We start from the raw sequence: 10842 nt of genomic DNA on the forward strand, positions 1-10842 counted from the left end.
TTATAGTTTGTATTTCGCTTTCGGAAGGCGAAGGAAAGGGAAAAGCCTTTCGGAGCCTCATCATGTCCCGCCTTCTCGCGCGGCTGCGCATCGAGCCCTTCACCCTCGCGCTGGTCGGAACCGTGGTCCTCGCGTCCGTCCTGCCGGCGCGCGGCGCCTTCGCCGAGCTGCTCGGCCATCTCACCGGCGCGATGATCGCGCTGCTGTTCTTCCTGCACGGCGCGCGGCTGGCCTGGGCCACGGTGCGGGCCGGACTGCTGCACTGGCGGCTGCAACTGGTGATCTTCGCCACGACCTTCGCGGTCTTCCCGGCGATCGGCGTGGCGCTTGGCCACCTGCTGTCGGGAGTGATGTCGCGCGATCTGCTGATGGGGATCATCTATCTGTGCCTGCTGCCCTCGACGGTGCAAAGCTCGATCGCCTTCACCTCGATGGCGCGCGGCAATGTGCCTGCGGCGATCTGCGCGGCCTCGTTCTCGAACATCGTGGGCGTGGTGGTCACGCCGGTGCTGGTCGGGCTGGCGATGTCGGTCTCGGGGCACAGCGGCATCGACGGATCGGCGATCCGCACGATCCTGATGCAGCTGCTGGCGCCCTTCGTGCTGGGCCAGATCCTGCAGCCCTGGGTCGGGAACTGGGTGCGCGCCCGCAAGAAGCTGCTGATGCCGGTCGACCGCGGGTCGATCCTGATGGTGGTCTATTCGGCCTTCAGCGCCGCGGTGATCGGCGGCATCTGGCAGGCCTTCGGCTGGACCGACCTCGGGTTGGTGCTGGCGGTCGACGCGCTGATCCTGGTGGGGGTGCTGGTGCTGACCACCCGGGCCAGCCGGGCGATGGGCTTCGGGCACGAGGACGAGATCGCCATCGTCTTCTGCGGCTCGAAGAAGAGCCTCGCCTCGGGCGTGCCGATGGCCAACGCGATCTTCCCCGCCGCCAGCATCGGCGCGGTGCTGCTGCCGATCATGCTGTTCCACCAGATCCAGCTGATCGCCTGTTCGGTGCTGGCCCAGCGCTATGCGCGCCGGCCCGAGCCGGGCGCGCCGCTGCCCGCCGGCGTGGAACCGACGGGTGCGGGGCTTGCGGCCGCAGGGCTCAGCCCGGCCGCCGCTCGATCCTGAGCGTCACGTCCGCGGGGCCACCGCCGTTGATCGGGGTGATGTCCTGCGGGCAGCAGGAGAAGGCTACGACGACATCGCGCAGGGCGCGCAGCGTGACATGATCGCCCGGCGCGCCCTGTGGCATGCCCTGCACCAGCCGCTGGTCCGCTTCGATCGGGATGTTCATGAACAGGTTCAGCGGCTGCGGCACCCGGGCGATGGCGAAGCCGATCGCCGCCACCGCCTCGTGCAGGTTGTCGGCGCAGCTGCGGTGCGGATGCGTGCAGCCGAGGTTCACGTAACGCTGCGCGTCGCAGGCGGCCATGATCGTGTCATGGATCCCGGGCGAGGCGTCGCGGTCCACCGCAAGGATCGGCTCGCGCCGGTCGGTGACATACTGCCCGCCCTCTTTCGCGCAGAGGCGCGAATTCTCGACCCGGCTGTGCTCCATCGACATGGCATGGCTGCCGTCCTCGGCGGCGAAGGCCCAGGTGTCGACCACCTGCTTGCCGTTGTCGCAGACGACGGTCACCCGCTCGCCCAAGGCAAGACGCAGCGCCAGCCCGTGGCCGGCGGGCAGGATCACGGTCTCGGTGATCATGGCGTCGAGGGCCTCCGCGCTCATGCCGGCACCGCCGCCGCGTCGCGGATCTCGGCCCACCACGGCTGGTTCGAGATGAAGCCCAGGAAGCCCGCGACCACCAGCGCGCCCAGATACGAGGTGGCGCCGGTGCCGATGTCGAGCGGCGGGTTCACCTCGACGAAGTCGAAGCCGCGGATGCGGTGGCGGGTGGCGATGGCCTTCAGCGCCTCCATCAGCTGGCGGAAGGTCATGCCGTCGGGCTCGCCCGAGACGCAGCCGGGCACGATAGACAGGTCGAGCGCGTCGACATCGATGGTGACATAGACGTCCGAGCCCTCAGGCAGCAGTGCCGCGATCCCCTCGGCCCCCAGCGCGCGGGTTTCGGTCATCGCCACCACGCGGTGGCCCTTGGCGCGCAGCTCGTCGACATGGGCCTTGGTGGTGCGCAGCCCGCGGATGCCGACCTGGGTCAGCGACAGGCAGGTGTCCATGCCGGTGATGTGGCGGAAGGCGTGGCTGTTGGTGCGGTTGAGATCCTCGGTCACCTCGGCATAGTCCTGATGGGCGTCGAACTGGATGACGTGCAGGGGCGTGTCGAAGGCCTCGAACACCGGGTAGGTGATCGAATGGTCACCCCCCAGCGTCACCGGCATCAGGCCCGCGTCCAGCATCGCGCGCACCTTCTCTGTGATCAGCTCGAAGGTGCGGGCCGGGTTCGCGGGGCGGATGTCGATATCGCCGCAGTCGACGATCAGGCCACGCTTCAGCTCTTCGCCCAGGTATTCCTCGCCGGTGTCGGGATCATAGAGCGGATCGCCGTAGGGGAAGCGCAGCGAATGCTCGCGGATGCCGCGCGGCCCCATGCGCGAGCCGGGCAGGAAGGGCGAGCCTTCGTCGAAGGGCACGCCGAGAATGCCGATCTTCGCTTCGGTCCACTCGGCCGGGTCCAGCGCGATGCGCTGGCGCATGAAGCTGGGAATGCCCGTGTAGCCACGGTTCACCTTCATGGTCATGGGGTCGTCTCCTTGGGAATGGGCTCCGCCCGGAACGCCGGGTGGAAGGCGGTGACGCGGTCGAAGAATTCGGCCACGCGCGGGTTGGACCGGTCCGAGATCACCCGGGCCGGCGGGCCGTCGGCGACGATGCGCCCGCGGTCCATGAACATCAGCCGCGAGGCGACGTCGCGGGCGAAGGCCAGCTCGTGCGTCACGACCATCATCGTCATGCCGGTGGCGGCGAAGTCGCGCAGCAGCGCCAGCACCTCGCCCACCAGCTCGGGGTCCAGCGCCGAGGTCGGCTCGTCGAAGAGCATGATCTCGGGCTCCATCGCCAGCGCGCGGGCGATGGCGACGCGCTGCTTCTGGCCGCCCGACAGCTCGGACGGGCGCCGGCCGGCAAGCCCGCCGATCTGCAGCCGCTCGAACAGCCCGTCGGCGGTGGCGCGGGCCTGCGCGGCGGACTTGCTGGCCACCACCCGCTGCGGGCGTTCGACATTCTCGCGCGCGGTCAGGTGCGGCCAGAGGTTCAGGCTCTGATAGACCATCCCGATGCGCGGCCGGATCCGGTCGATCTGGCGGCGCGTCTGATTGCGCACGACCGCGCCGATCCGCTCGCGCCCCAGATACTGCCCACCCACTTCGACGAAGCCCTCGTCCGGCGGGTCGAGCCACAGCAGCGTGCGCAGCAGCGTGGACTTGCCGCAGCCGGAGGGACCGACGAGGCTGACGACCTCGCCCTTGGGGATCTCGAAATACACCTCGTCCAGGGCGCGGGTCTGGCCGAAGCTGCGGGTCAGGTTGGTGGCGCGAAGCGCGGGCGGGATCATGTGCGGCGTCCCTCGAGGATCAGGTAGCGCCCGACCAGCGGCGTCAGGCCGCGGTTGCGGCGGGTGCCGGCCAGGCGGGATTCGAAGGCGCGGGCGGCGGTGGCGAAAAGGCCGCAGATCAGCCAGTAGAGCAGCGCCACCGCGATGAAGACCTCGAAGGGGGCGAAGGTGTTGCCCTGCACGACGAGGCCCGAGAAGGTCAGCTCTGCCACCGTGATCGACGAGATGACCGAGCTTTCCTTGATCATCGTCATCGTGCAGTTCACCACCGGCGGCACCATCGGCGCGAGGATCTGCGGCACGATGACGATGCGTGCCGCGGCGAAGGGCGACATGCCGATGGCGCGGGCGCTTTCCCACTGGCCCTTGGGCAGCGCCCGGACGCAGGCGCGGATGATCTCGGTGTAATAGGCGCCGGCGAAAAGCGAGAGCGCGGCGATGCCGTTGACCAGCGCCGGGTTGCGGATGCCGGCGGCGGGCAGGCCGTAGTGGATCAGGAACAGCAGCACGATGAACGGGATGCCGCGCATGATCGCGATGTATCCGGCGACCAGCCAGCGCAGCGGCGCGATCCCTGACAATGATGCGACGGCCGCGAGCGTGCCGATGGCCATGCCCGCGACGAAGGCCGCGGCGGCGATCCGCAGCGTCATCCAGGCGCCCTCGAGGAACAGCGGGATGTTGTCGGTGATGACGGAGAGGTCGAGCGCCATCAGCGGATCTCCCGGGCGAAGCGGCGTTCCAGCGCCCACCCCAGCGCCATCAGCGCAAGGTTGATGGTCAGGAACATCAGGGCGGCGGCGACGATGGGTTCGAAGGGGCGGAACTTGGCGGCGCCGATCTGCTGGCTGACGCGCAGCGCCTCGACCACGGTGATCACCGACAGAAGCGCCGTCCCCTTCACCACCACCGTGCCCTCGTTGATCAGCATGGGCGAGATCTTGCGGAACAGCTGCGGCAGGATCACCTTGCGCCAGATGACCGAGGGCGGCAGGCCCAGCGCGGTCGAGGCCTCGATCTGCCCGCCTTCGATCTCGGGCAGCGAGCCGCGCATGATTTCCGAGATGAAGAAGCTCGAGTTGATGGCGATGGCGGCGATGCCGGCGACCTCCGGGGCAAGGCGCAGGCCGGTGGCGGCGGGCAGGCCGTAATAGACGAGGAAGATCTGGATCAGGATCGGCGTGCCGCGGATGAAGGACAGCAGCACCGCGATCACCCGGTTCACCGAAGGGATCTTCAGCGAGCGCAGCACGGTCAGCGCGGTGCCGCCCAGCAGCGCGAGGCACAGGGCCAGGATCGCGATGCGCAGGTTCACCAGCGCCGCATCCGAGACGCGCGGCAGCGCGGCCAGCACGAGGGAGAGGTCGAACTTCATGAAGGCTCCGGCAGGAGGGCGGCCCCCCGGGAAGGGGACGGGGGGCCTCGGGCGCAGTCCTGCGCGGGTCAGACCGCGTTCGGCGGCAGGTAGCCTTCGTCCGGGATCTCCATCTTGAAGCCGAACCACTTGTCCTGCAGCGCATAGAGCCGGCCGTCGTCGCGCATCTTGTAGATGACCGACGAGATGAAATCGCGCAGGTCGGCATCCTCGGGGCGGGTGACCCAGGCCTGATAGGTCCATTTCACGCCGGTCTCGATCGGGGCCGCGACCTCGAAGGTGTCGGGGTGCTCCTTGACCAGAACCGCCAGCGACGGAAGCGACTGGATCACCGCGTCGATCTCTCCGCTTGCCAGCGCGGTGTAGCAGTCGGTGTAGGCGGTGTAGAGCTTCAGCTCCTTGAAGCCGCCGCCGGCCGCCTTCAGCCGCTCGTCCAGCGCGCGCGAGATCGGCTCTGCCGACGAGGCCAGCTGGGTGCCGACGATCTTGCCGGCCAGCCCGTCCTCGGTCTCGATCTTCTCGCCCTTGCGGGTCATCGCGTAGGGCTGGCCGTTGGCGATCGGCGCGGTATAGGCGTATTTCGTCGCCCGTTCCTCGTTGATCGAGACGGTGGTGGCGACGAAGTCGAAGTTGCCGGCCAGCAGGCCCGGCAGGATGCCCTGCCACGGCAGGTCGAGCTGTTCCAGCTCGACGCCCAGTTCCTCGACCACCACGGTCAGGATGTCCTTGCCGTAGCCGACGATCTTGCCGGAATCGTCGACGAATTCGAAGGGCGGGAAGGCCGCTTCGGTGCCGACGGTCACCTTGCCGGCGGCCTTGAGCTTCTCGAGCGTGCCCTGCGCCAGCGCAAGGCGCGGGGCGAGGGCGGCGAGGCCGGCGGCAGAGCTGAGCAGCCCGAGCTGGCGACGGGTGAGGGTCATGGGGAGATCTCCGTGTTGGGATGGGACCGGCCCCGCATCTGGCGGCGGGGTCCGGCGGGAAGGCTCACTTGTCGAAATATCCGGCGCGCACCGCGGCGCCGATCAGGTTCACCGCCAACCGTCCGGCGACGACCGAGGTGATGTTGTTGAGATCGCGCGAGGGCGTGATCTCGACGATGTCCATGCCGAGCACGCGGCCCTTGGCCACCAGCCCGTGGATCAGCCGCCGGCACTGGTGGAAGCTGAGGCCCCCCGGCGCCGGCCCCTCGACCCCCGGCGCGACCGCGGGGTCGATGCCGTCGGCGTCGATGGTGATGTAGTAGCGCCCGCCCGAGGGGATGCGGTCCAGCACCGCGTCGATGCCGCCGTCATGCACCTCGAACGCCGGGATGATCTGCGCGCCATAGGCCATCGCGGCCTCGTATTCCTCGGGCCGGCCGCTGCCCTGCGCGCGGATGCCGATCTGGAAGATCTCGCCGAAATGCGCCATCTCGGACGCGCGGCGGATCGGGCTCGACAGCCCGTCATGGACGCCGCCCACCTCGTCGCGCCAGTCGATATGGGCGTCGATCTGGATCAGGGTGATCGGGCCCTCGCCGCCGATCTCTTCAAGCGCGCGGAAGATCGGGATCGGGATGCCGTGGTCGCCGCCGAAGGTGATCGGCATCGCGCCGGCCTTCAGGATCTTGCGCATCGCCGTCTCGGCCCGGGCGAAATGGCCGCCGCCCGGCACCTCGAGGTCATAGGGCACGTTGCCCACGTCGACCGCCCGGATCGGGCGGTTGTCGTAGATCGGGCCGCCGACGTCGAAATCGTGGCGTTCGAGATGGCGCGAGACGCGGTCGGTGACGCGGCGGATCGTGTCGGGAGCCTTGGTCTGGTCGTTGGCCAGCGCATCGGGGGTGTAGGCGCTGCCGTAGGGGATGCCCATGAACACGATGTCGGCCTGAAGCGCGTCGAGGTCGGTCGAGACCGGCGCATACAGGAAGCTGCCGTGCGAGACATCCGCGGGAACGGTCAGGGGCGTTTTCGTCATGGCTCGGGGTCGGTCCTTCAGGTGCGCAGGCCGCGGGCAGGCCTGCCGTTTTCTCGGGCAGCCGGGCGTGGCCGGGCTGCGCGGACACCGTTCCACGGGCCGGGCGACGGAAGAACGGCGATGATCCCAATGTGGTTGTGCAGACTGCAAGCAACTGGAACCGCCCGCGGAATCGCCCGAATGCCCAAGATCCTGCCCTCGATGCGGCGCCAGATCGGCGCGCTGACGGAACTCGACATCCGCAACATGCGCATCTTCCGGCAGGTCGCCGATTCCGGCGGGCTGACCCCCGCGGTCGAGCGGTTCGGGCTGGAGCTTTCGGCCACCAGCCGGGCGATCCGCGCGCTGGAGCAGCGGCTGGACGGGGTGCTGTGCCTGCGCGGGCCCAAAGGCTTTTCGCTGACCGACTATGGCCGCGAGGTCTATCGCGCCGCCGCGGCGATCGAGGATTCCGTCGATCAGGCCCGCAACGCGCTCAGCCTCGCGCACCGCACCTACGAGGGCGAGGTGCGGCTGGGCATCGCAGACAACTGCCTGACGAATTCCGATGCCAAGATCTCGGACGCCATCGAGCGCTTCCTGCGGATCGCGCCGGCGGTGCGGGTCTCGGTCGCGATCCTGCCGCCCGACGCGCTGGTCGCCGCGATCCGCGAGCGCGAGCTGCACATCGGCATCGTCTCGACCGAACTGGCGGATGCCGGGCTCGAGGCCGCGCCGCTGTTCATCGAGCGGGCCCGGCTTTACTGCTGCCCGCAGCCCGACGAGACGCCGCCGCATCTCGAACGCCTGACCGCGCGCGGCTACGGGATCGTGCTGCGCCGCTTCCGGCGCGAGGGCCCGGCCGAGGCCTCGCGCGCCATCGCCGCCGCTTGGGCGGCCGAGGCGAGCGGGCTCGAGGCGGTGGCGACGCTGATCAACACCGGCCGCTGCGTGGGCTTCCTGCCCGACCACTACGTCTCGGGCACCCGCACCCGGCGGCCCTTCGTGCCGGTGCCGGGGGCCGAGCATCTGCTGATCGAAACGGTGTTCTGCGCGGTGACCGACCGCACGCGGGCCAGTTCGCAGGCGGTGGCGGCGATGCTGGGCATGCTGGTCGACGTGGCGCGCAGCCTTGGCACCGGGCGCGAGGCCGCGCGCCAGTGGGAGCTCGCCCGCGGCTGACACTGGGCCCGGGATCAGAAGGCCAGAAGGTTGTCGCGCAGCGTCTCGAACTCGTATTTGCGGCGCACGAGCCCGCGCCGCTGCAGCGCCGGCACCAGCCCGTCGGTGATCGTGGCGAGCGAGCGGCGCGACAGGTCGCCCAGCGCGATCAGGAAGCCGTCGCCGCCGGCGGTCTGCATGACCTCTTCCATCTGCGCCGCGACGCTGTCGGGCGTGCCGACCAGATCGACGCCATAGCCCTTCGCGGCGTTGTCGAGCACCGCCTCGCGCAGGGTCTGCTTGCCCGCGCGCTGCAGGAACTGCTTCAGCGTCGTCTGGTGGCCGTTGGTCGTCAGCTCTCCCACCGGCTGGTCGAGGTCGAATTCCGAGAAGTCGATGTTGATCGACCAGCCCAGCCGCGCCAGCCGCAGGTCCATGTTCTTCTCGGCCTCGACCCGGCGCTGGTCGGCCTTCCAGCGGGCCATCTCCTCGGTCTCCTCGACGATGGGCGAGACGAGGAACAGCACCTTGCAGCTGTCGGGATCGCGCCCGGCGGCGACCATGCCCGCGCGCACCTGCTCGCGGTAGGCGCGCATGTTGTCGGCCCCGTTCGGCGCGGCGACGATCGTGTCGGCATGGCGCGAGGCGAAGGCGATGCCCATCTTCGAGCCGCCGGCCTGCGCGATCACCGGGCCCTGCTGCACCGTGGGGCCGGAGTTCAGCGGCCCGCGCGAGCTGTAGTATTCGCCCTTGAAGTCGATCGTGTTCACCTTCGACGGGTCGAAGAGCTGGCCCACATCCTCGCCCGCGACGAGGCCGCCGACCTGCGCCCCCGGGGCCCAGCTGCCCCACAGCCCCTTGACGATCTCGACATATTCCTCGGCCATGACATAGCGCTGGTCGTGCTCGGTCATCGCCGGCATGCCGAAGTTCTGCGCCGCGAGGTCCGACGATCCGGTGACCATGTTCCAGCCCGCGCGACCGGCCGAGATCTGGTCGAGCGAGCCGGTGATCCGCGCCGTCAGATAGGGATGGTAGGCGAAGGTCGAGAGCGTCGGCACGATCCCGAGCCGCGAGGTCGCGGCCGCCAGCAGCGTGGCCACGACCGAGGGCTCCTGCCGCGGGATGCACAGACCGGTCTTCAGGAACAGGTCGCGAGAGCCCTGCCAGTTCTCGCCGACATAGATCGAATCCTCGATCAGCAGATAGTCGAAACAGGCGCGTTCGAGCCCCTGCGCGAGATCCTTGAAGAAGGCGGCGCTCATCCAGTCCTGGCCGATGGTGCCGATGAAGGGCGAGCCCCAGGAATGGACGCTGGATCCTTGCAGGAAGTAGGACAGGTGGAACGGCTGCGGCATCGTCAGTCCTTGTCGGCTGGATCTTCGGGGGAGGGGTCTTCGGTGGGGAGTGGCGCAGGCGGGCCGGGGCGGCGGCCTTCGTGCTTGAAGCTGCGGAACACGAGGAACGAGTTGGTGTCCTTGATCCCCTCGATGCCGGCGAGTTCGCCGAAGAGGAAATCGTAAAGCGCGTGCACCGTCTCGAAATTGCCCTTCAGCATGATGTCGTAGGGACCGGTGGTGACAGAGACGCTGTCGATGAACGGATAGCCCGCAAGGCAGTCGGCGACGGCGGTGATCCGGGCGCGATCGACATCGACACCGATATAGGCCGAAGCGCCGAAGCCCATCAGCGCCGGCTCGACCGAGGCGCGGATCGTCAGCGCCCCGCTGGCCTGCAGCGCGGCGAGCTTGCGGCGCACCGTCGGCTCTGACGCGCCGCTGCGGCGCGCGAGCTCGGCCGTGGTCATCCGGCCGTCCTCCTGCAGCAGCTGGACGATCTTGCGTTCGACGGGATCGAGGGCGGGGGGCGACATGGCGGCTCCGGGGTTTGCCCGAAGACTGATCCCGGAAATTCTGCTGCGTGAATGTTCGCAAGCCGGAATTATCGGGCCGGAGTCGTTGTTGATCGCGAATGCGGCAGCCAGCTTCGCGTTTGCATCGCGAAGCGGCAGCGGCGCGACGTTCGCGCCCGTTCCTCGATCGTCTGGAGAGGGTCGCCCCCGCTGAGCGCCGGGGCTGTCAAGACGATGCGCCCGGCCGAGGGGACTCGACCGGGCGCCTGTGTGGTGCTCGCAGATGGCCGACCTTGTGTGGCGTACCAAGCAACATCACTCACCGGCCGCAAAATTATCTTTATAAATCAATGGTCGAGAGTTCTGATGTCGCATCGATTTGCTCCAAAATTTCAGAAAGAATGCCCGCAACTGTGCCGTAATGTCCCGCGCTGCGGAGCCACATGCTCCGCAGCTACACATTGCACTCAAGCAGTGATGAAACGCTGCGAGCTACGCAGCCTCGGATTTTGACAGGACACTTTGAACCAACGCCTCAAGGGCCTGTACATGCGCGCGCGACGGGCCTGTTACGTCTAGAGTGGCGACAACCAGATTCTCTTTCGCACCCGCATTCGCGATAGCATAGCAGGTCCGGATTGGATCGGGTGGCAAATCGCCGTAATGTGGGTAGAGAAGCATTACGTTCTGGCACTGATAGAGTTGGCTGTACGCCATCAACTGGTACACATCAGCCTGACTGACACCCTGCTTCGGGTCGTCAATGCGAGGCGACATCCTTTTCCACTTTGTGTCGATGACAAGCACTGTCCGATCGCCTTGGCGAATGATGAGGTCCGGCTTGGTCCGAAAGCGCCCTGTACTCTCTTCGAACAGGCAGTCTCGGTGGCCGCCTTGCGCTGAGACACGGGACCTGGTCTGCCCCCTGAAAAGTGGTCCTCCCTGAAGTAGGCTTTCAAGCCAGATGGAGGACGGAATATGGGACAGAAGAAGCACAAGCCGGAAGAGATTGTC

12 protein-coding genes are annotated in these 10842 nt (G+C 68.2%); 2 read left to right on the top strand and 10 right to left on the bottom strand.

Translation table 11 applies throughout. The annotated features are described in order from the left end of the window. The first annotated feature begins 62 nt into the window (after positions 1-62). Positions 63-1118 carry a bile acid:sodium symporter family protein gene (locus tag V8J36_RS20445; RefSeq protein WP_336469178.1) on the top strand — a complete coding sequence of 352 codons (1056 nt, stop codon included), beginning with the start codon at positions 63-65 and terminating at the stop codon, positions 1116-1118. On the opposite strand, the gene V8J36_RS20450 is transcribed toward V8J36_RS20445, so the two are convergent. The 7 genes from V8J36_RS20450 to V8J36_RS20480 all read right to left on the bottom strand — a co-directional run bounded on the left by V8J36_RS20450 (position 1093) and on the right by V8J36_RS20480 (position 6836). Continuing rightward, on the bottom strand, positions 1093-1722 hold the full coding sequence (locus tag V8J36_RS20450; RefSeq protein ID WP_336469179.1) for an urea carboxylase-associated family protein: 630 nt from the start codon (positions 1720-1722) through the stop codon (positions 1093-1095). The two genes, V8J36_RS20445 and V8J36_RS20450, sit on opposite strands and share 26 nt — an antisense overlap. After that, complete coding sequence (locus tag V8J36_RS20455) at positions 1719-2693, bottom strand: arginase family protein (protein WP_336469180.1); 975 nt, start codon at positions 2691-2693, stop codon at positions 1719-1721. Before V8J36_RS20455 ends, V8J36_RS20450 begins: the two co-directional genes overlap by 4 nt. After that, a complete protein-coding gene (locus V8J36_RS20460; protein WP_336469181.1) occupies positions 2690-3505 on the bottom strand; it encodes an amino acid ABC transporter ATP-binding protein in 816 nt (271 codons plus the stop codon). Before V8J36_RS20460 ends, V8J36_RS20455 begins: the two co-directional genes overlap by 4 nt. Further along, positions 3502-4218 carry an amino acid ABC transporter permease gene (locus V8J36_RS20465; RefSeq protein WP_336469182.1) on the bottom strand — a complete coding sequence of 239 codons (717 nt, stop codon included), beginning with the start codon at positions 4216-4218 and terminating at the stop codon, positions 3502-3504. The genes V8J36_RS20460 and V8J36_RS20465 overlap by 4 nt, the downstream gene beginning before the upstream one ends. Continuing rightward, positions 4218-4880 carry an amino acid ABC transporter permease gene (locus V8J36_RS20470; RefSeq protein ID WP_336469183.1) on the bottom strand — a complete coding sequence of 221 codons (663 nt, stop codon included), beginning with the start codon at positions 4878-4880 and terminating at the stop codon, positions 4218-4220. The genes V8J36_RS20465 and V8J36_RS20470 overlap by 1 nt, the downstream gene beginning before the upstream one ends. Before the next feature lie 68 nt (positions 4881-4948). Further along, positions 4949-5800: a transporter substrate-binding domain-containing protein gene (locus V8J36_RS20475; RefSeq protein ID WP_336469184.1), complete on the bottom strand. Its 852-nt coding sequence runs from the start codon at positions 5798-5800 to the stop codon at positions 4949-4951. 64 nt (positions 5801-5864) lie between these two features. Then, complete coding sequence (locus V8J36_RS20480) at positions 5865-6836, bottom strand: agmatinase (RefSeq protein ID WP_336469185.1); 972 nt, start codon at positions 6834-6836, stop codon at positions 5865-5867. A gap of 180 nt (positions 6837-7016) precedes the next feature. Here V8J36_RS20480 and V8J36_RS20485 point away from each other — a divergent pair, with 180 nt between their 5' ends. Continuing rightward, positions 7017-7997, top strand: coding sequence for a LysR family transcriptional regulator (locus tag V8J36_RS20485; protein WP_336469186.1), 981 nt, complete (start codon positions 7017-7019; stop codon positions 7995-7997). A 14-nt stretch (positions 7998-8011) separates the two neighbouring features. Here the strand turns inward: V8J36_RS20485 and V8J36_RS20490 are convergent, their stop codons facing one another. The 3 genes from V8J36_RS20490 to V8J36_RS20500 form a co-directional block, all read right to left on the bottom strand. Continuing rightward, complete coding sequence (locus V8J36_RS20490) at positions 8012-9334, bottom strand: NtaA/DmoA family FMN-dependent monooxygenase (RefSeq protein ID WP_336469187.1); 1323 nt, start codon at positions 9332-9334, stop codon at positions 8012-8014. Positions 9335-9336: 2 nt separating this feature from the next. After that, positions 9337-9849 (bottom strand): Lrp/AsnC family transcriptional regulator, encoded by a 513-nt coding sequence (locus V8J36_RS20495; RefSeq protein WP_336469188.1) that lies wholly within the window; start codon positions 9847-9849, stop codon positions 9337-9339. Positions 9850-10320: 471 nt separating this feature from the next. Then, a partial coding sequence (locus tag V8J36_RS20500) for a 5-methylcytosine restriction system specificity protein McrC (RefSeq protein WP_442902517.1) occupies positions 10321-10842 on the bottom strand: 522 nt, incomplete at its 5' end.

Source organism: Frigidibacter sp. MR17.14, assembly GCF_037095735.1.
Lineage (GTDB): Bacteria > Pseudomonadota > Alphaproteobacteria > Rhodobacterales > Rhodobacteraceae > Frigidibacter.

Excerpts from the sequence above, each read along its gene's own strand:
- V8J36_RS20495 (WP_336469188.1), bottom strand. The coding sequence starts at position 9,849 with ATGTCGCCCCCCGCCCTCGATCCCGTCGAACGCAAGATCGTCCAGCTG.
- V8J36_RS20470 (WP_336469183.1), bottom strand. The coding sequence starts at position 4,880 with ATGAAGTTCGACCTCTCCCTCGTGCTGGCCGCGCTGCCGCGCGTCTCG.
- V8J36_RS20465 (WP_336469182.1), bottom strand. The coding sequence starts at position 4,218 with ATGGCGCTCGACCTCTCCGTCATCACCGACAACATCCCGCTGTTCCTC.
- V8J36_RS20480 (WP_336469185.1), bottom strand. The coding sequence starts at position 6,836 with ATGACGAAAACGCCCCTGACCGTTCCCGCGGATGTCTCGCACGGCAGC.
- V8J36_RS20485 (WP_336469186.1), top strand. The coding sequence starts at position 7,017 with ATGCCCAAGATCCTGCCCTCGATGCGGCGCCAGATCGGCGCGCTGACG.
- V8J36_RS20455 (WP_336469180.1), bottom strand. The coding sequence starts at position 2,693 with ATGACCATGAAGGTGAACCGTGGCTACACGGGCATTCCCAGCTTCATG.
- V8J36_RS20445 (WP_336469178.1), top strand. The coding sequence starts at position 63 with ATGTCCCGCCTTCTCGCGCGGCTGCGCATCGAGCCCTTCACCCTCGCG.
- V8J36_RS20450 (WP_336469179.1), bottom strand. The coding sequence starts at position 1,722 with ATGAGCGCGGAGGCCCTCGACGCCATGATCACCGAGACCGTGATCCTG.
- V8J36_RS20460 (WP_336469181.1), bottom strand. The coding sequence starts at position 3,505 with ATGATCCCGCCCGCGCTTCGCGCCACCAACCTGACCCGCAGCTTCGGC.
- V8J36_RS20475 (WP_336469184.1), bottom strand. The coding sequence starts at position 5,800 with ATGACCCTCACCCGTCGCCAGCTCGGGCTGCTCAGCTCTGCCGCCGGC.
- V8J36_RS20490 (WP_336469187.1), bottom strand. The coding sequence starts at position 9,334 with ATGCCGCAGCCGTTCCACCTGTCCTACTTCCTGCAAGGATCCAGCGTC.